Source organism: Micromonospora sp. M71_S20 (assembly GCF_003664255.1).
Lineage (GTDB): Bacteria > Actinomycetota > Actinomycetes > Mycobacteriales > Micromonosporaceae > Micromonospora.
Window position 1 is genome coordinate 218,111 of sequence record NZ_RCCV01000004.1, and the last position, 18,616, is coordinate 236,726.

The 18,616-nt window shown below is 69.5% G+C and carries 13 protein-coding genes and 5 pseudogenes; 11 read left to right on the top strand and 7 right to left on the bottom strand.

Annotation, left to right across the window (positions count from 1 at the left end):
• Nucleotides 1–180 precede the first annotated feature (180 nt).
• Nucleotides 181–1,386 (top strand): hypothetical protein, encoded by a 1,206-nt coding sequence (locus tag DER29_RS30125; RefSeq protein WP_148710138.1) that lies wholly within the window; start codon nt 181–183, stop codon nt 1,384–1,386.
• A gap of 269 nt (nt 1,387–1,655) precedes the next feature.
• Here DER29_RS30125 and DER29_RS30130 read toward each other — a convergent pair whose 3' ends face one another.
• The 3 genes and pseudogenes from DER29_RS30130 to DER29_RS30145 form a co-directional block, all read right to left on the bottom strand.
• A complete protein-coding gene (locus tag DER29_RS30130) occupies nt 1,656–2,276 on the bottom strand; it encodes an HAD family hydrolase (protein WP_233600257.1) in 621 nt (206 codons plus the stop codon).
• 43 nt (nt 2,277–2,319) lie between these two features.
• Nucleotides 2,320–2,733: a hypothetical protein gene (locus tag DER29_RS34355; RefSeq protein WP_158619105.1), complete on the bottom strand. Its 414-nt coding sequence runs from the start codon at nt 2,731–2,733 to the stop codon at nt 2,320–2,322.
• 616 nt (nt 2,734–3,349) lie between these two features.
• A pseudogene (locus tag DER29_RS30145) lies at nt 3,350–3,631 on the bottom strand (vitamin K epoxide reductase family protein); the annotation flags it as partial.
• A 143-nt stretch (nt 3,632–3,774) separates the two neighbouring features.
• On the opposite strand from DER29_RS30145, the gene DER29_RS30150 reads away from it, so the two are divergent.
• A protein-coding gene (locus DER29_RS30150) for an IS5 family transposase (RefSeq protein ID WP_199729649.1) occupies nt 3,775–4,652 on the top strand; the annotation gives its coding sequence in 2 pieces (ribosomal slippage) (nt 3,775–4,168 and nt 4,168–4,652; 879 coding nt in all).
• Nucleotides 4,653–4,673: 21 nt separating this feature from the next.
• On the opposite strand, the pseudogene DER29_RS30155 reads toward DER29_RS30150, so the two are convergent.
• The 4 genes and pseudogenes from DER29_RS30155 to DER29_RS35770 all read right to left on the bottom strand — a co-directional run.
• Nucleotides 4,674–4,963, bottom strand: a pseudogene (locus tag DER29_RS30155) (vitamin K epoxide reductase family protein); the annotation flags it as partial.
• Nucleotides 4,964–5,022: 59 nt separating this feature from the next.
• Nucleotides 5,023–5,106: pseudogene (locus tag DER29_RS36405) on the bottom strand (disulfide bond formation protein DsbA); the annotation flags it as partial.
• Between the two features lie 925 nt (nt 5,107–6,031).
• Nucleotides 6,032–6,691, bottom strand: coding sequence for a transposase (locus DER29_RS30170; RefSeq protein WP_148710139.1), 660 nt, complete (start codon nt 6,689–6,691; stop codon nt 6,032–6,034).
• Nucleotides 6,692–6,920: 229 nt separating this feature from the next.
• Nucleotides 6,921–7,046: pseudogene (locus tag DER29_RS35770) on the bottom strand (transposase); the annotation flags it as partial.
• Nucleotides 7,047–7,560: 514 nt separating this feature from the next.
• Between DER29_RS35770 and DER29_RS30180 the strand changes: the two are divergent.
• The 9 genes and pseudogenes from DER29_RS30180 to DER29_RS35775 form a co-directional block, all read left to right on the top strand.
• Complete coding sequence (locus DER29_RS30180) at nt 7,561–8,916, top strand: hypothetical protein (protein WP_148710140.1); 1,356 nt, start codon at nt 7,561–7,563, stop codon at nt 8,914–8,916.
• 61 nt (nt 8,917–8,977) lie between these two features.
• On the top strand, nt 8,978–10,276 hold the full coding sequence (locus DER29_RS30185) for an extracellular solute-binding protein (RefSeq protein ID WP_121401035.1): 1,299 nt from the start codon (nt 8,978–8,980) through the stop codon (nt 10,274–10,276).
• Between the two features lie 40 nt (nt 10,277–10,316).
• Nucleotides 10,317–11,282 carry a carbohydrate ABC transporter permease gene (locus DER29_RS30190; protein ID WP_158619106.1) on the top strand — a complete coding sequence of 322 codons (966 nt, stop codon included), beginning with the start codon at nt 10,317–10,319 and terminating at the stop codon, nt 11,280–11,282.
• The gene (locus DER29_RS30195) at nt 11,279–12,145 is read left to right on the top strand and encodes a carbohydrate ABC transporter permease (RefSeq protein ID WP_121401037.1); all 867 of its coding nucleotides are present in this window, start codon (nt 11,279–11,281) and stop codon (nt 12,143–12,145) included. The genes DER29_RS30190 and DER29_RS30195 overlap by 4 nt, the downstream gene beginning before the upstream one ends.
• Entirely contained in the window at nt 12,142–13,659 is a 1,518-nt protein-coding gene (locus DER29_RS30200) for a DUF4127 family protein (RefSeq protein ID WP_121401038.1), read from the top strand. Before DER29_RS30195 ends, DER29_RS30200 begins: the two co-directional genes overlap by 4 nt.
• Nucleotides 13,652–14,722, top strand: coding sequence for a LacI family DNA-binding transcriptional regulator (locus DER29_RS30205; protein ID WP_121401039.1), 1,071 nt, complete (start codon nt 13,652–13,654; stop codon nt 14,720–14,722). Before DER29_RS30200 ends, DER29_RS30205 begins: the two co-directional genes overlap by 8 nt.
• Complete coding sequence (locus tag DER29_RS30210; protein ID WP_121401040.1) at nt 14,719–16,332, top strand: FAD-dependent oxidoreductase; 1,614 nt, start codon at nt 14,719–14,721, stop codon at nt 16,330–16,332. Before DER29_RS30205 ends, DER29_RS30210 begins: the two co-directional genes overlap by 4 nt.
• A gap of 33 nt (nt 16,333–16,365) precedes the next feature.
• Nucleotides 16,366–17,070, top strand: a complete 705-nt coding sequence (locus DER29_RS30215; protein WP_121401041.1) for a hypothetical protein — start codon at nt 16,366–16,368, stop codon at nt 17,068–17,070.
• A gap of 275 nt (nt 17,071–17,345) precedes the next feature.
• Nucleotides 17,346–18,246 (top strand): annotated as a pseudogene (locus DER29_RS35775) (IS3 family transposase); the annotation flags it as partial.
• Nucleotides 18,247–18,616: the final 370 nt, after the last annotated feature.

Below are 18,616 nucleotides of genomic sequence, written 5' to 3' on the forward strand. Positions count from 1 at the left end.
TCAGCGGGCACACGGTGCCCAAGATCGGCAACGAGACAACCTGCACGGGATCCGTCAGTGTTGCACCTGGCGCTGCTGCTCGGCAGGCCGGAGAGGGCCTCCCGCCCGCCATCGACCGTAGGAAGTTGGACGGCGGACGGGAGCCCATACCGATCGGAAAATGGCACATGCTTGGCCTCGATGACCAGCACGGGTGGGTTGCTGCCGTCCTGCTGGTCGCCCTTCCCAGTGTGGTGGTATCGCTCGGCGTCGTCCTGGTGGCGGTCCTGGCACTGGCAGCCCGCCACCCGCGGACTCGCCGCCACTGCATCGATGTCGTCGTCCAGCTCACCCGGTACGTCGGTGCGCTGCGGGGCAAGCGGTGAACCTCGTCTCGCCGCTGCCGCCGGGCCGCCCCGGGCGGCCATCAACGACCGGCTGCTCAGCGCCTGCGACGGACCCAAGGGGAGCACCCCGCTGCACGAGGAGGTCCGGCAGAACCTGGAGCACCTCTGGCAGTACGGCGGCAATCGCGACGGCAAGACCCCGGGGCGCCGCCCCGATTGGATCTTGATCCGGCCGCCGTTTCTGATGCAGCAGCCCGACACCGATCATGGACCGGTTCTTCCCCGGCTGGTCCCGGCCAGAGGGCTGCCGCTTCGCCTGGAGCTGTTCATGCTCTTCGACGCGCAGTGCCGGTACGGCCCCGAGGACCGGGTCCGCATCGGCCGCACGTTCGAGGACGTGGAGGCGCACGCGCCGATCAAGAGCTGGCAGAAGGTGGTGCTCTCCGACACGAGCTCCGAATACCGGAATGCCGCCGCGCTGCGGGGTCGGCAGATCAAAGACGCGCTGTGCGTGCTCTACAAGCAGCACCTGGTGGACATCGGCCCGGACAAGAGCCGCGGCCGGCGTGACCTCGACCGGATCACGCTGCTGTCCGAGGCCAGTACCCCGGTCAACCGGCCCAAGTACACCGTGCCGACGGCCGGCCTGTACGTCTCGCGGCACTTCTTTACCAGCCTGTGGGTGTTCGCGCTGACCAACATCGAGATCGCCACGTTCCTCGCCCTTTCGGCGCGGCGCGCGTCCTTCCCCAACGCCCACAATGCCTCCAGCGTCTTCGTGGTGCAGAAGCACCGCGGCCATTTCGGCTTGAAGGACAACACCTGGCGCAGGGCCCGGGACCTGCACACCTACGGGCTGGTGGACCGCGTCAACGATCCTCATCGCGACAGCGGGAACGGCAGGATCAGCGACTTCGGCGCCCGTTGGAAGAAGCGCGAGGTCATGCCGACGCGCTTCACCATCGTCGACAGCGTCATGGAGCAGCCGGCCGTGCCGACCATCGACCGAGTCCTGAACAACCCCACCTCCGAGGACCAGTTGAGGCAGTGGTTCGGTTGAGCATCACCTGCGGCCTCGGGCGTCACTGCCCGGGGCCGCAGGTCGCACGGCACAGGTCAGGCTTACGGTCGCCGCTGCTGGGCGAGATCACCGTGAACTTCGCGCGCCGCCCGACCGGTGAGGCCCGCCCGATTGGCAGGATGCGGTAATCGGACTGTCGCGTATTCGGCCGAGTTCAGTCTTGATCGTCACGCGCAGTGATCATCGAGGTGTGCCTGCAGCGTCAGGCGGGAGGTGCTCCTGCGTGAGGAGGATCTGGACGGCGTCGGTCACGGTGGCTGTGGTGAAGTCGGGCCGGGGCCCACGAACTCCTGAGGTGTCTGGGTCGCTTGCAACCAGATCGTGTGTAGGCCGGCGCCGTGACCGCCGGCGATGTCGAGTGTCAGGTCGTCGCCGACCATCCATCCACCGTGCTGCGTGGAGGCTCCGCAGCGTTGAGCGATGATCTGAAAGATTTTTGGGTCAGGCTTGCGGATGCCTACCTCGCCGGAGATGCACCAGGCGTCAACGAGCGCGTCCAACCCCGTGCGGCGGATCTTTCCCTGCTGGTTGTCGGTCATGCCGTTGGTCACGATCCCGATGCGCCAGCCTGCCGAGCGCAGTTGTTGGAGCGCGTTGAGGTCCTCAACTCTGCAAGAGACCAGCTCGGGCATGCGCTGGCGGTACTGCTGCCAGAGATTCTCAGCGGCTTGCGTGAGAGCGAATGCGTCGCGGACTGCGGTGAAGAAGGGGCCTCTGGGGCCTGGCATGTGTGCGTCGGTGGCGATCAGCCAGGTCAGGGCTTCATCGTCAAGCCCGCGATCGGTCACGAACTCTTCAGCCCATGCGCGGAACGCTGCCTGGCGATCGATGAGTGTGTTATCCAGGTCGAACAACGCCAGTCGCTGCATGGTGGCACGGTAATTGATCGCTATCCGTCTGCTTCGACCATGCTCACCAGCCGTTGGCCTGACCAGCTGCCGTTGGCGCGTATCGGTTCCAGGTTCCGCCGGCGGCGGCGTGGTGCCGTTGGGTGGTGGTGTGGTGGAAGCCGAGGGCCTGGGCGATGACCGGTGCCGGGGCTTGGAGGACAAGTTGGTGCAGTGCGGCCAGGCGTCCGGGAATGGTGGGGACGCCGAGGTCACGGATGAGCGGGGCGATCGTGCGGGTGGTCAACGGTTGGCCGGCGCGGCGGCCGGGGAACAGCCAGCGGGCGTTGCGGTTCGTGGCGGTGCGCATGTTGGTGCGCTGGTCACGTAGCGCCAACAGCAGTTCGGCGACGGGTGCGGGAACCGGCGTCGGCGGGTCACCCAACCGGAGCAGGACGTCGGAGCCGGTGGTGTCGATGTCGTCGATGGTGAGGCCCAAGATGCGGCCGAGCGGTTGGGGACTACATCTGGCAACGATTGGGCAAGTCCTTGCCGTGGGTTGCTACGCAGCAGGTCAGCACTCATTGGCTTCGTCATACGACTCTTACCTGGGTGGAGCGCAACTTCGGATACGGCATCGCACGCGCCTACGCAGGGCACGACGGTAGGTCTGCTGCGGGGACAACAACGACCTACGTTAAAGCGGATATATATGAGGTAGCAAAAGCGCTCAGCGCACTTTGCGGTGAGCAGCACCCGCTGGTTGCTGTGCAAGGCTCCGGAGCGGCGTGGCCAAAACCCTCTCGGGGTGCCGACGAACCGCCGGCCGCACCATCATGGTTTGAGGAGCGCCGGGCCTAAGAGGGCATCTGATCTCGCTTGGTGAGGTTGGTCCGATTAGGCGGTTTCGTTTCGCCAGGTTGGGGTGGATTCTTCGGCGCTGGAGGGCTTGCCAGGCGCTCTGCGACCGGCTCGGCCCTTGCCGGTTGGTGTACCGGATGCCCGGGCGTAGCGGTCGCTTTCCGTTACGCAGGGCGTGCCGGATGGCGTCGTCGCGGTGGATGAAGCCTGACCGGCTCGTGCCGCTCGGAATAAGTTAGCCCGGCGTTGTCCGGTTAAACGAGGGTTCGCCAGTAGCTCCAGAATTGCACGCCGATCAGGATGGCGAAGATGAGCAGCCAGAGTGTCGGTATGGCGCTGTGCACGCGTACCAGGGCGTCGGTGAACTTGCGGGGTGCGGGCAGGTGGCCGCGATCGAGGTTGTGCAGGGTGGTGTAGGTGAACAGCACGATCATCACGACCCAGACGATCATGCAGTACGGGCAGAGTGCGCCAATGCGGTAGAGGCTTTGGAAGAACAACCAGTGCACGAATCCGACGCCGAACACTGTGCCGGCCTAGGGCCTGTGTCGAAGTCGGCGGAGGATGCCGGGGTGAGGAAGTTTCGGCGTGGCGGTGATCGATAAGTAGCGAGGTCTCCGGTAGATGGTTCATCGACGAAGAAGACCATCAGCACGGAGACCTCGTGGCCACTGTAGCGGTGACGAGGCGGCACGACCTGACCGACGTGCATTGGGCGGCGCTGGAGCTGTTGCTGCCCGTGGGACGCAGGTCCGGTCGGCCGCCGACATGGACGAAACGGCAGCTCATTGATGGGATCAGGTGGCGGATCCGGGTGGGCGCGCCGTGGCGGGACATACCGGAGTGCTACGGGTCATGGTCGGCGGCGTACGCGGTGTTCCGCCGCTGGCAGCGCGACGGGACGTGGGCGAGGATCCTGACCGCGTTGCAGGCTCTGGCTGATGCGGCCGGGCGGGTGACGTGGGGCGTGTCGGTGGACTCGTCGGTTGCTCGGGCGCATCAGCATGCTGCTGGGGCGCGTAAAAGGGGGATCTGCAGGTGGAGCCGCCGGGTGGGGTGTCGGTGGAGCCGGCTGATCATGCGCTCGGGCGGTCGCGGGGTGGGCTGACGACGAAGCTGCACCTGGCCTGTGAGCAGGGGCAGAAGCCGTTGTCGATCGTGCTGACCGCCGGGCAACGCGGGGACAGTCCCCAGTTCGTGACGGTGCTCGACGGCATCCGGGTGCCCCGCCCGGGTGGTGGTCGGCCGCGTACCTGCCCGGATCGGGTCTTGGCCGACAAGGCGTACACGTCCCGGGCCAACCGCCGTTACCTGCGCCGACGCGGAATCAAGGCCACCATCCCGTCGAAGGCCGATCAGGACGCCAACCGGCGCAAGAAGGGGTCCAAGGGCGGCCGGCCACCGGCCTTCGACCCCGAGCGGTACAAGCAGCGTCACGCCGTGGAATGCGGCATCAACCGGCTCAAACGCAACCGCGCCGTGGCCACCCGCTTCGACAAGCTCGCCGTGCGTTACGAAGCCACCGTGCACATCGCCGCGATCAGCGAGTGGCTGTGACCGACTTCGACACAGGCCCTAGAGGGCGAGCCACCACCAGCGGGGCAGCCGGGCTCGGCCCAGTACGGCGGCGCCGGTGGCGGTCACGACGGGAATGTGGCCAGGCCGATGAGCGGGTTGGCGAACCCGAACACCTCGGCCTGGCTGGTGGTCATGATGGAGCCGCAGGACAGGACGGGGTTGATGGAGCAGCTCGGTATGTAGGCCGGGTTTTCGAGCAGGGCCATCTTTTCGACGCTCAGGACGAACGCCGCGAGAGCGCCGACGAGCCCGCCGATGGTCAGAACCCACCCGATCAGGCGGTCTGTCAGTCCAGCCTTCCCATCGGTGTCGACCTCGTCGGCTGGGGGCTGTTCGGTCAACTCCTGGGTCATGGTGCCAGTGACCTGTCGATCGCCGCCTTCAGCCCGTCGTAAGTGGCCTGGTCGGTGTATTTGGCGCCGTTGATGAAGAAGGTTGGGGTTGGCGCGCAACCGCTCGACCTCGATGCCGAGCGCCTCGACTCGGTCGACGATCCGGCGTCCGTGCGGGTGGTCGAGTGCCGCCGGGGTGACGGCCACCCGGCGGGGCGTCCAGCGCCGGGCCGGGCGCGCGGGCGGTGCCAGCCCGGCCAGGTCGCGGGTCGCCACCCGCTCGCCGCTGGCGTCGTGCGGCGCCGCCGGCACGCCGACGGCGAGCGGCTCCTCGACGTCCACGGCGTCGTCGTCCGGCTTCACCCGGCGCGGGTACCCGCTGTCGCACCGACCGCACCTGGCCCGCGCCGCGCGGTGTCCAGGCCCCGGTGGTACGCGGCCAGCGTCGGCCACGGTTCGGGCACGACCCGCGTTCGGGACAACGCCGCGACGCCGGAGCGAAGAACCTCGAACGGGACGGACGGAACGGAAGGCGCGGGCATGAGGGAGCACCCTGCGGACCTCGGCGGGACGTCGACCGGCGCAGGCGGGCGACCCTTGAGGCGATCCGGCGTCCTCCGGGACGGGGCCCCGCCGTCGCCTTCGCGATCACCCTGCTGCTGGGCCTGTCGGCCGCCCTCGGGATGACCGGGCAGCCCGACGACCTGACCTTCGCCGCCCTGGCGGACACCGCCCGCCGCACCTCGACGTTGAACTATCTGGCCACCGGCGGCGCAACGCGCCAGCCCACAAGACGTGCAGCCTCGACGACTCAGCCCGCCGGCTGGCTGACCCCGCCAGCCCTTCGGCGAGACCGTGGCCGTCACCATCGACGCCGTCGATCGATGATCACGGCGAGGGGATGCGCCGTCGACAAGAAGCGCCCTTCCCCGTTGGGGCGGCTCGTCGACGGCGCGTAGGAAGGGGCCGGCGCCGCAGGGGTGGGGCGCCGGCCCCGCACCGCATGCGGCGGCTGGTGCGAGTGGCTCACCCCTCGGGATTGAGATTGGTCCCGGCTGCCAAACTGAGCGGCCCGCGCCTTGACGATGATGCTGGCACGGTCCAGGCCGACGGGGGCGGGCCGGCGACCTGACCGGCGACTGGCAGCGAAACCTTCAGCCGCAGGGCGGGGTGTCTGTTTGCGAGCCGGGTCACGTCCGCGCTGGTGGTGTAGGAGACGGCCATCGCAGGATCCCGTTTGATGTTAGGCGGCAATCGGGGCGGGATCTCGACGGGGCCGTCGGCGCTCTTGGGAATCGTTGTCGCCTCGCCTGAGATGACGGATCGGGCGGCGGCTTCGGCGTCGAACGCGTCGGTTTTGCCTTTGCGCCTGCGGCTGGTGCGGTCTGGCCGGTTCACCTCGCAGACGGCGAGCCCTCCGGATCGCAGGTAGCGAGTTAGCCCGGCCCCGTAGGAGCCGGTGCCTTCGACGCCGGCTCGGTGAAGTTCACCAAACGACTTTGCCCAGGTCAGCAGGTTGCGATAGCCGGTCGTCGTGGTGGCGAAGGTGGCGTTGGCGAGCAGCGCGCCGGTGCTGCTGAGGATCGCGGCGGCGTGGATGTCTTTGTGCGTGTCGACGCCGAGGATGATCGTTTCAGGGTGTTGCTGGCGGTCTTCGTCGAGGTTGGTCATGCTGTTCGTGGTCACGCGATTCCTTCGAGCCGATGCGGGTCGTTGGCCGGCGCCGGGCCGGGCGGGCAGTCAGAACTGTGACGGTGCCTTGTGCGGCAAGGCCCCTATCGGGACATGTCCGTCCGGGCCGGCGCGAGCAAGCACCGCCTGGGGCCGGTGGTCGACAGATCAATCCATAGGCACTTCGGCCAGTTAGACCACGGGTCAGACCCCGACCACCAGGCGGCACTGCAAGATCCTCACAGTTCGACCAGATCTGGCGCCAGATCTCGCGGGGGAAGCCGGTGAAGGCGAGCAGGTCGTCGCGGGCGTCGGCGAGGTGCTCGGCGGCGGCCGGGAACTTGGCCTCGATGGTGGTCACGACCCGGTCTTGCAGCCGTCCTGCCTCTGGACGGCGTCAGTGCGACAACCCAACCTCGTCAATTTGATGCCCGTGTGGCCCATTCGCACCGGTGGACGAACGTCAGGGCGGTGATTCGACTCGGTGGGGCGTGGGGTCGGCCAGCCGGGCAGGCGGATGTGCAAGTGCGGGCGGCCGGCCGGTCGTGGACGGTGGCAGGCTCGGTCACCCTGGTGGTGAACGGGGGCGTCAGCGCCGGTCGCACGCATCGTGCTCGGCGCGACCGCCGCTACGGGGGTGTTGAACCCACTCTCGCTACCAGTGATCTTGCCTCTTCGTGGGAGGCGGTTGGGCGGTTCTGGGCGTAGTAGTCCACCTTCGCCACACCCTGTCCACTGCGCTCAGTGAACTAGCGGATACATCCAGGCAACCTCGGGTCGAAATCTTGACAGCGGACCCCAGCATCGCGACCATGCTTATGCGCATCACTAGAGGCTCTTGAAGCATTTCCCCTGGAGTTATCCGCATAACTTAGGATGGCATCTTGTTCAAGATCACGCCCTTCCGGGCGGCGGCAGTTGCTGGAGTGCTGGGATCGGTCCTGCTCAGCAGTGCCGCCTCAGCCAGCACCTTGATCGACCCGCCCGGCGATCGCGGGATCAACAACGTACTCGGCACGGCGATCCCACCGCAGGCCGCGGCCGAGAACGACGTGTCGATCGAGCGCCAGTTCAGCATCGAGATCGAGAACGTCGCCGGCGGCGCGATCACGCATGTGGCCGAGAGTGGCGTCCGCACCCGGATGGGCGGGGTCGAGCGGGCGGCCACCACCACCGTGGCGGCCAACGACGGATTCTGGGCGTCGAAGTACTCCCGGGCGGTCGACGGCTCCCTCAGTCACGTCCTGGCGACCTCGGTCTACGTCCTGCGCCTGCGGGTCGGGCCGGACCAGGCGTACGACCCGCTCAACCAGCGGGCCTTCACCGCCCGGCTGGTCAACCTGCGGCCGGACCAGTTCCTGGAGGCCGATCAGGGTAACTGGCAGGCGGACACGATCTACACCGACATCCCCGGCGGGATCAAGATCTTCGGTGGGGCCACGGCGCCGCCGGTGGGATCGCCGGTGACCTGGTGGGACACGGCCAGGTCGCAGTGGCGGCCGTTGGCCGAACACTTCGCCGCGAACCCGAACGCCGCCGTGCCGGCCAAGATCCGGTACACGGTGTACAAGCCGGTCTCGGCGTACGGTACGCCCGGCTACCTGGAGCTGGAGAACTGGTCGGCCGGCGACACGGTCGGCGGGCGGACCAATCCGGCCAACGGCCGGGTGCTGGTCGCCTACCCGGGCGGCGTGGTGCGGCACGTGGCCGACGTGCTGCAGCGGGTCCGCGGCTCAGGACGTTTCGGGGGCACGGAGTTCGCCGCGGTCGGGCAGATTGACACCAACCATCCCGGCGCGCTGACGCTGTCCACCTCGCCCCGGGTCGGCTACACCACCGATTTCGACCAGCGCGGCGGGCTGCAGATCGTTCCCGCCAATCACGCGAAGTACCTCGGCTACGTGCTCGGCCAGGAGCCGTTCATCGGCCGCGCCCAGTGGATGGTCGTCGGACCTGTCGGAGCCACGTCGGCGCAGCTGGCCGACGAGCGGTACCTGATCGACGGCCAGCTGTCGGTGAACCCCGGCTGGGAGGCGGTCGCGCCGCTGTTCGGGATGTACGTCCGGACCTCGTACAACAAGGACTGGCTGGCCGGCTCGACCCGGTTCGTCGTGTCCTACGACTACGGCGCCACCTGGCAGCAGAGCCCGTCGCTGACCGGGACCACCGAGCCGCCGACCTCGCCGGTGAACAACTGGACCAACATCCGCGTCTACCTGCAGTACCCGACCGGCCCCTGATCCGGTTCCCGGTCCTTGGCAGCAGTGTTCCCCCACCCCCTGAGAGAACAGAGTAGAGACCATGAGAAGAAGGCAGTGGAGCGCCCTGTGCGCCGGTGCCGTGCTGTCGCTGGCGTTGAGCGCCTGCGGCAACGGCGCCATCCCCTCCGCCGGGAATGACGCCTCGACGCTACGAGTGTGGTTCCCCGGCAATCTGAGCAGCGAGATCGCGCTGGTCAACGACGAGCTGGTGCCGGCGTTCGAGGCCAAGCACCCCGGCGTCGACGTCCAGGTCGAGTTCGTGGACTGGGGGAACCTGTCGACCCGGCTGTCCACCGCCTTCGCCGGCAACACCGCACCGGACGTGTTCGGCCACGGCAACGCCGCAGCCGCCGGCTTCGCCAAGGCGGGGCGGGTCGCGCCGCTCGACGAGCGGGTCGCGGGCCTGCCCGGCGGGGCTGCGGACCTGACCTTCCTCGCCGACGGCAAGGTCGACGGCAAGCAGTACGTGATGCCGCTGCGCGGATTCGGCTACCTGATCGCCTACCGCACGGATCTGATGACGGCGGCGGGCCTCGACCCGGCGAAGCCGCCGACGACCTGGGACGAACTGCGCTCCGCCGCGCAGAAGCTGACCGTCCGCGACGGTGGCAAAATCACCCGCTCGGGCCTGCTGCTGGCCACCGACAACCCGACCAGCATGACCCAGTCCTTCGCGAGCTTCCTCTACCAGGCCGGCGGCGCCTTCCTGGGCCCTGACGGCGCCGCGGTCACCTGGAACTCGCCTGAGGCCGCGTCGGCACTGTCCTTCGCCACGGGCTTGTACCAGGGCGGCGACGCCGTCGCGACCGGCGTGGGAGAGAAGACCACCAATACCGGAGCCCAGCATCCGCTGGTCACCGGCCGGGCCGCCATGGCCCTGATCGACGATGCCACCCTCAAGACCATCTACGAGCAGGCGCCGGAGGTGGCCAAGAACATCGCGGTCGCCCCCGCGACGACCGGCCCCAAGGCCGCCGCGTCGTTCGGCGGTGCGGGCAACGGCATGTTCGTCAGCGCCGGCTCCAAGCAGCAGGACCGGGCCTGGGAGTTCATCTCCTTCTTGCTGGAGGCGGAGAACCTCAAGAAGTACACGATGGCCGTCGGCGGCATTCCGGCCCGCGGCTCGCTGGCCAAGGACCCCGAGCTGGCGGCGCTGCCCTACCTCGCCCCCTACATGACCTCGGCGGCGGCTTTCCGGGGCAACCCGGTGCACCCGAAGTGGACGCAGCTTCGCGATGCGCTCGGCGCGAGCGTCGAGAAGGCCTTCCGTACCCCCTTGGCGCCGCAGGCGGCGCTGGACGAGGCGGCCGCCGCGGCCGAGAAGGTGCTCAAGGGCTGACCTGATGACTCCCGCATCGACCGGAATCCGTGCCGAAGGCATGAACGACCGGAACGACCAGAAGCGGGCCGCTGAGCCGGCCCGGCGCGATGAGCGCCGGGCCGCCGGCCGGCCCTCGGCACGACGGGTGAGCCCGGTCCGGCGCGGTCAGCGCCGCGCCGGCTGGATGCTGGTCACTCCGGCGGTGCTGGTCCTGCTCATCGTCGCCGCGGTGCCCATCGGGTACGGCTTCTATCTCAGCCTCACCTCCTACAACCCGGTCGAGACGACCGGCCCGCAGTTCCACGGCTTCGACGGATACCGTGCCGTTCTCGGCTCGGCCGAGTTCTGGCGCGCGCTGCTGACCACGATCGTCTACGCCGTCGGCGTCCTGGTGCTCACCATCCCGGCGTCGCTGGGTCTGGCCATGCTGGTCAACGGCCGGTTCCCCGGAGTGACCCTGTTCCGCGGGGTGATGTACCTGCCGCGGGTGGTGCCGCTGATCGCCGTCAGCATGATCTGGCTGTGGCTCTACTCCCGGGACGGGTTCTTCAACTACGCCCTCGATCTGGTCGGGCTGCCACCGGTCGACTTCCTCAACACCGAGGAGACCGCGCTCGGCTCGTTGATCGTGATGCGGGCCTGGAAAGCCCTCGGCGGTAGCATGATCATTTTCTTGGCGGGTCTGCAGACCATCCCCAAGGAACTGCTCGAGAGCGCCGCCGTGGACGGCGCCGGCCGCTGGCACTCGTTCCGGCACGTGACTCTGCCGCTGCTCGCGCCGATCACCCTATATGTCGTGGTGATGGACCTGATCTACCTGGCTCAGTCGTTCTCGGAGATCTATGTGCTCACCTCCGGCGGCCCGCTGGGCTCGACCACCGTGGTGAACATGCTCGTCTACCGCGAGGCGTTCCAGAACTTCCAGCTCGGCCATGCCAGCTCGATGGCGTTCGTGCTGTTCTGCCTGATCTTCGCGTTGGCCTATGTCAACGTCCGCCTGCTCACTCGGACGGGGAAATCATGACCGGTCGTCGCGCCTGGCGCTGGCGGCGGACCGCCGCCGTCGGCCTGGTGGCCGCACTCGTCGGCCTGCCGTTCTTCTGGCTGATCTCGCTGGCCTTCCGCGACCCCACCGAGATCTTCAGCTACCCGCCCCGGCTGCTGCCGCAGCGGCCGACCCTCGACAACTTCCGCTACGTCTGGGAGACCACGAACATCCCGGTGGCTCTGACCAACAGCCTGACCGTCGGCGTGATCACCGTGCTCAGCAATGTGATCGTGGCAGTGGCTGCCGGATACGCGTTCGCCCGGCTGGACTTCCGCGGCTCCCGGGCAATGTTCGGGGCCGTACTCGGGGCCGCGATGGTCCCCGCCGTGGTCCAGATGATCCCACTGTTCCTGCTGGTCCAGCGCTGGCCTATGGCCGGCGGCAACGACCTGTTCGGCGAAGGCGGCTCCGGCCTGCTCAACACCTATGCCGGGCTGGCCCTGCCACTGCTGGTCCAGCCGCTGAACATCTTCCTGGCCAGGCAGTACTTCCTGGGCCTGCCCGAGGAGATGGCCGAGGCCGGCCGGCTGGACGGCGCCTCCGAGCTGCGCATCTTCGCCAGCATCTACCTGCCGATCGCCCGGCCCATCCTGGCCACCATCGCGGTGCTGTCCTTCACCGGGGCCTGGGAGGATTTCCTGTGGCCGCTGGTCGTCGTCGCCAGCCCCGACATGCAGACCGTCCCGCTGGCGCTAAGCACCTACTCGGCCAGCGGTGTCGTGCAGTACGGCCCGCTGATGGCCGCCACGATCCTGGCCACCGTGCCGGTCCTCGTGGTGTTCGTCGCCGGGCAGCGGCACTTCGTCCAGGGCCTGGCCGCAGGCGGGGTGAAGGGTTGAGCGGCGTCGTGGCCGTGCTGCCGCTGGACGACCGGCCAGTCACCTACCGGCAGGTCGCCGAGCTGGGACAGCTGTCAGGCGCCACCGTGCTCCTGCCTCCCCGGGAGATGCTCGGACGCCGGGGCGCGGCCGGGGACCTGCCCGCACTGGTCGGATGGCTCGAGCAGACCGCCGGCCGCAGCGATGCCGTCGTGGTCAGCCTCAACCAGCTCGTCCACGGGGGATATGTGCCCTCGCGCCGGACCACCGAGACGATGGCCGACTGGCTGCCCCGCCTGCAGGTCCTGCACCGGCTGCGCGACACCCGTCCGGACCTGCGGATCTACGCCCACGCGGTGCTGATGCGGACCAAGGCCCGCAATGACGCCGGCGCGGAGCCCGCCTACTGGGCCGACCACGGTCGCCACTTCGGCGACCTATCCCGCGAGCTCTACCGGGCCGAGCACGGCCGGCCGGACCAGGTCGCCGACGCCCGCGCGGCGATCCCCGCCAAACTGATCACCGATCTGGTCCGCCGCCGCGTGCAGCTGCACCAGCTGCAGCTGCACGCGCTGTCGATGACCGCCGACGGCATCATCGACCTGCTGGCCATCACCCCCGAGGACACCACCGCCGAGTCGATGTCGACGAGCGAGCGGGAATGGCTGCAGGCGTGGATCGGCCGCTATGGCATCGCCGACCGGGCGCTGTGCTATCCAGGCGCCGACGAGGTCGGCTCGGTGCTGCTGGGCCGGGCCGTGCTGGGCGCCGCGGGCCGACCGGCGCCCACCGCGCTGGTGCTGTGCGCGGTCGACGGCGGCCTGGACCGGATCGCCGCGTATGAGGACGTGCCGGTGGGGCAGACCATCGCGGCCCAGTTGGACGCGTCGGGCCTGCGTCGGGCCTGCTCGGTGGACGAGGCTGACCTCGTCGTCGCGGTGCACCCGCCCGGCCTGCCAGAGCGCGACTGGTTCCACCCGAGCGCCGGGCAGGCCGCGGCACAGGACCGCAGGGCCGCCGCCCAGGCACTCGCCGACCAGGTTGCCGAGCTGGTCGGACACGGCCACCGGGTAGTCGTCGCCGACGTCGCTGACGCGAACGGGTCAGACCCGGCCCTGGTCGAGGCGCTGCGCGCCAGGCTGCCGCTCGACCGGCTGGCCGGATACGCGGGCTGGAACACCGCCGGCAACAGCATCGGCAGCGCGCTGGCCCAGGGCTGCGCGACGATGACCGGTGCGGACGTACCCGGCATCGCCCGCAGGCGGGTGCTGACCCGCCGGTTCCTCGACGACTGGGCATACCAGACGCAGGGCCGGGCGCTGCTGCGCCCCACCGCGACCACGCACCCGTCGGCGCTGTCGGCCGAGCCCGACGGCACCATGCTCGCCGTCGAGGCGCTGCTTGCCGAGCGGCTGGCCGAGCTACCCGGCCTGGCCGGTGCCTGCCGGCTACGTCCCGGCAGCGTCGACCTACCGTGGGGGCGATCGTTCGAAGTGGACTTCGAACTGGACACGGCGGAGGAACACGATGGCTGACAACTCATGGCGCAGACCCCGCCAGGCCGACATCGCCCGGCTCGCCGGCGTCTCACAGGCGACCGTGTCGTATGTGGTCAACGGCCGCACCGACGGCCCGGCGATTCCGGACCAGACCCGGGACCGGGTCCTGGCAGCCGCGCGTGAGCTGGGCTACGTCGCCAACCCGTCGGCCCGCAGCCTCGCCGGTGGCGCCAACCGTCTAATCGGCGTCTACACGTTCGAGTCGATGTTCCCGATGGACCACCACGACTTCTACTACCCGTTCCTCGTCGGGATCGAAGCCGAAGCCGAGGCGCAGGGCTACGACCTCGTGCTGTTCACCAGCGCCACCACCGCCGACGGTCGCAGGTCCATCTTCCGGGGGCACACCAGCCGGCTCGGCCTGGCCGACGGCTGCGTGCTGCTGGGCAAGAACGCCGACCGCGACGAACTGGTCCAGCTGCGCGACGACCGCTACCCGTTCACCTACGTCGGGCGGCGCGAGATCCCCGGCGGCAGAATCAGCTACGTCGCGGCCGACTACGCAGCAGCCACCGGCCGGGTCGTGGACCACCTGGTGAAACTCGGGCACCGGCGGCTCGCCCAGCTGGGCCCGCGCACGCCAGGCGAGTACTCCGCGGACCGGGACAGTGGCCTGCGGGAGGCGTCCGCGCGCCACGGCCTCGACGGCACCGGCCTGGACTGCCCGATCGACGACGCCGGGCCGGGCACCGACGACGTGCGCCGGCTGCTGGCCGCCGGTGCCACCGCCTTCGTCGTCCACGAACCAGCTGCGGCGCTGCGGGTCCGGGCCATCCTGGGCGAGTTGGGCCTGCGGGTGCCGGCCGACTGCTCGCTCGCGGTGCTGAACGACCCGCCGGGCGGCATCCCGGAGGCCGCCGACCTGACCTGCTTCCAGATCCCCCGCCGCGGCATGGGGTCCAGGGCGGTCCGCCTGCTGCTTAAGCAAATCAACGACCCCCGCAACGCGAAACCGCACACCGCTGTCCTTCGCTGCACGTTCGTGCCCGGCCGCACCAGCGGCCCCGCGCCCGCAGTGAGCCTGAAAGGAATGACATGACCGACTCCCACGTAGACGTCCTGGTGGTGGGCGGAGGTCTCGGCGGCGTCGCCGGCGCCCTGGCCGCACTGCGCCGAGGCGCGTCCGTCCTGCTCAGCGAAGAGTACGGCTGGCTCGGCGGGCAGCTCACCACGCAGGCGGTGCCGCCGGACGAGCACCCGTGGATCGAGTCGTTCGGGTCCAGCGCCAGCTACCGCGCGCTGCGCGACGGCATTCGCGAGCACTACCGGCGCTGGTACCCGCTACGCGCCGAGTCGGCCCGCGACCCTTACCTCAATCCTGGCGGCGGCCGCGTCAGCCGGCTGTGCGCCGAACCGGCCGTCGGCGCCGCGGTCCTCGACGCCATGCTGACGCCCTGGATCAGCGCCGGCCGGCTCACCGTGCTGCGCCACCACCGACCGGTCGCGGCGCAGACCGACGGCGACCGGGTCACCGCCGTCGTGCTGCGCGACCTGCAGACCGGCGACGAACGCGTTATCACCAGCCGGTACGTGCTGGACGCCACCGAGACCGGTGAGATGCTTCCGCTGACCGGGACCGAGTACGTCACCGGGTTCGAGTCGCAGGCGGACACCGGCGAGCCCAGCGCCCCGCGGCAGGCCCAGCCGATGAACATCCAGGCAGTGTCGGTCTGCTTCGCCGTCGAGCACCTCGCCGGCCAAAACCACACCATCGACAAACCCGCCGACTACGCGTACTGGCGTGACTTCCGGCCGGACTACTGGCCCGGCCCGCAGCTCGGCTGGACCGCCCCGCACCCGCACACCCGCGCACCGCGGACCTACGAGTTCGCTCCCAACCCCGACGACCGCCCCGGCACGATCATCGCAGACCAGAGCCGCGACCCCGGCGCCGACGAGCTGTGGACGTTCCGCCGCATCCTCGCCCGCAACCACTTCCGGCCCGGCGCGTACGCCAGCGACATCTCCATGGTCAACTGGCCGCTGATCGACTACGTCGGCGGTCCGCTGTTCGAGGTGCCGGCCGACGAGGCGGACGGGCACCTGGCCGCAGCCCGCCAGCAGAGCCTGAGCCTGCTGTTCTGGATGCAGACCGAAGCCCCTCGCCCCGACGGCGGCACCGGCTGGCCCGGACTGCGGCTGCGGCCCGACGTCATGGGCACCGCCGACGGCCTGGCGATGGCCCCGTACCACCGCGAGTCCCGTCGGATCCTCGCCCAGTACCGGGTGGTCGAACAGGATCTGGCAATGTCGGCCCGGGGCGAGGCTGGCGCGGTCGCCTATCCCGACTCGGTCGGTGTCGGTTCGTACCGCATCGACCTGCACCCCTCCACCGGCGGCGACAACTACATCGACGTCCCCGCCTGGCCGTTCCAGATCCCGCTGCGTTCGCTGGTTCCGCAACGGGTCCGCAACCTGCTCGCCGCGGCGAAGAACATCGGCACCACCCACATCACCAACGGCTGCTACCGGCTGCACCCGGTCGAGTGGGCGGCGGGAGAGGCCGCCGGCGCTCTCGCGGCCTTCTGCCTGGCCAATCGACTCGAACCGCAGCAGGTCACGGGGTCGCCCGGCAGCGTCGTCGACTTCCAGCGCAACCTAGAAAGCGACGGTATCGAGATCACCTGGCCGCAGATCCGCCCCTACTGACCACATCAGCCGCCACCGGACGGGAACCACCACATGATCCTCCCCGAAGGGCGCCTCGGCGTCCTCGTGAGCCTGCCCCACAACGACGTGACCCTCGCCGCCGCCGCACGCGACGCCGCAGCCGACGGGCTGAAGGTCCACATGAACATCCACCACAGGGCGTCCGGCACCCGCTTCGGCGACCTCGACGAAGAGGGCGAACGGCTACGCGAGATCGTGTCGCTCGGGCTCGCCACCGGGCTCGTCGTCGGCGCCGCCCGTACCGTCGACCCGGCCCAGACCCGGCGGGCCGCGCAGTTGGGCTTCGACTACTTCGACGTGTACGCCGCATACGCCAACTCGACCTACGTCGCAGACTGCAGACCGGCCACGGCGATGGCCGCGATCGGCCCGAACGACGACACCGCGACCGCGGCAGCGCTCGTCGCCCAAGGCATCGGGGCCATAGAGGTCTCCACCGTCGACCCGGCCGACTACGGGACACCCCTCTCACTGGGCACCCTCGCCAGGCTGACCGCCCTGCGCGCCGCGGTCGACGTTCCGCTCATCGTCCCCACGCAGCACAGGCTCGTACCGGCGGACCTCGCCGCGCTCGCCGCGGCCGGAGCCGACGCCGTGCTGCTCGGCGCAGTCGTCACCGGCACGACCGCCCCGGCGATCACGGCCGCCGTCGCGCAGTTTCGAACCGCCGCTCGCAGCACGGGTGTGCATGGACGGAGGCCTTCAACCGTGAGGTGACGGCGCGTCGGGTCGCTCGGCCGATCGCAAGGGAAGTCGACCGTGGCACAGTCCTCTCGGCCCCAGGGGGTCCCCGCGAGGATGATCTCTTCGGTGACGCCGCCCAGGGCTGCCAGCACCTTGACCCGGCCGGCGTTGCGAATCAGTTGGCCACCGGGATTGGGTGTCGACTCGTTGAGATAGACAACGGCGACACCGAGCATGGGAGTTGCCCCCTGGTCCTGGACACCTGAGCCTTGGATCGTTGGTCCGGGGAGATCAGGAGCCCCTGACAGATGGTGACGAAGCACTACCTCGCCGAGTTCAAGGCCGACGCGGAGGCGTTGTACCGGTCTCGGCCGGGGCCGACGATCGCGCAGATCGCCGATAATCTCGGGGTCAATCGGGAGACGTTGCGTAGTTGGGTCCGCGCCGATGATCAGCGTCGGGGTGCAGCGGCCGGGCCGTCGGCGCCGGCGGCCGGCTCGGTGGAGGATGAGAACGCCGCATTGCGGCGGCGGGTCCGCGAGTTGGAGGAGGAACGGGACATTCTGCGGAAGACGGCCCGGTATTTCGCTGGGGAGATGCGCTGGTGAAGCTTCCAGTTCGTCGCCGACCACCAGCAGCGCTACGGCGTTAAGCGGTTGTGTCAGGTCCTCGGGGTGTCCCGCTCGAGCTTCTACTACTGGCGCGCGCCGCCGAAACGCGGGCCGCGCGGGAGGCTGCGGATGCGGCTCTCGTCGGCCGGATCCGGGCGGTGCACAAAGCGCATGACGGCACCTACGGAGCGCCTCGGATCACCGCCGAACGCCGCGATGCCGGGTTGGCGGTCAACCGTAAGGGGGTCGCCCGGGTGATGCGCCGCTTCGGCGTGCACGGGCTACGTCTAAGCAGGCGTACTCGTACGACGGTCCCGGATCCGGCCGCAGCGAAGACCCTGGGCCTGATCGGCCGGGACTTCACCGCCCCCGGGGCCAAAGCAGCGCTACGTCGGCGACATCACTTACCTACCGGTCGGTGAACGCGGGTTCCTCTACCTGGCCACCGTCCTGGACCTGCACTCCCGGCGCCTCGCGGGCTGGGCGATCGCCGATCACATGCGCACCGACCTGGTCATCGACGCCCTACACGCCGCGCAGCGAACGCGGCAGCCTGCACGGGGCGATCATGCACACGGACCACGGAGCCCAAGGCGCCGTCCACCGAAGCAGGCCGATCCCGAGAACGAACTCGTACTCGTCGTCCTGCTGCTCCATGGTCTTGGCAGCGCGCTCAAGTTGCTCGTACAACCGCCCGACAGCGTGCAGGCGCCGAGCCTCGTCGGACCATGCCCAGGGCTCCGGGGAGTGTGCAGCGAGGCCGGCTCCGTGCAACAACGAACCGGTGGCGTCCACTCCCGCAGCGATCATCGCTGCGGCGGTCGCCGCTCCGACGAGGACCGAAACGGCGGCCAGGACACCGAGGTGCTGGCGGACAGCCTCGGCAAGGGCGGTGCGGCCGGACAGCAACAGACTCCACCGGCCAGCGTCCTCTTCCCCACGGGTGACCGGGTGGCGGCGAGCATCGC

Excerpts from the sequence above, each read along its gene's own strand:
- DER29_RS30125 (WP_148710138.1), top strand. The coding sequence starts at position 181 with ATGACCAGCACGGGTGGGTTGCTGCCGTCCTGCTGGTCGCCCTTCCCA.
- DER29_RS30130 (WP_233600257.1), bottom strand. The coding sequence starts at position 2,276 with ATGCAGCGACTGGCGTTGTTCGACCTGGATAACACACTCATCGATCGC.
- DER29_RS30185 (WP_121401035.1), top strand. The coding sequence starts at position 8,978 with ATGAGAAGAAGGCAGTGGAGCGCCCTGTGCGCCGGTGCCGTGCTGTCG.
- DER29_RS30190 (WP_158619106.1), top strand. The coding sequence starts at position 10,317 with ATGAACGACCGGAACGACCAGAAGCGGGCCGCTGAGCCGGCCCGGCGC.
- DER29_RS30195 (WP_121401037.1), top strand. The coding sequence starts at position 11,279 with ATGACCGGTCGTCGCGCCTGGCGCTGGCGGCGGACCGCCGCCGTCGGC.
- DER29_RS30205 (WP_121401039.1), top strand. The coding sequence starts at position 13,652 with ATGGCTGACAACTCATGGCGCAGACCCCGCCAGGCCGACATCGCCCGG.
- DER29_RS30210 (WP_121401040.1), top strand. The coding sequence starts at position 14,719 with ATGACCGACTCCCACGTAGACGTCCTGGTGGTGGGCGGAGGTCTCGGC.
- DER29_RS30215 (WP_121401041.1), top strand. The coding sequence starts at position 16,366 with ATGATCCTCCCCGAAGGGCGCCTCGGCGTCCTCGTGAGCCTGCCCCAC.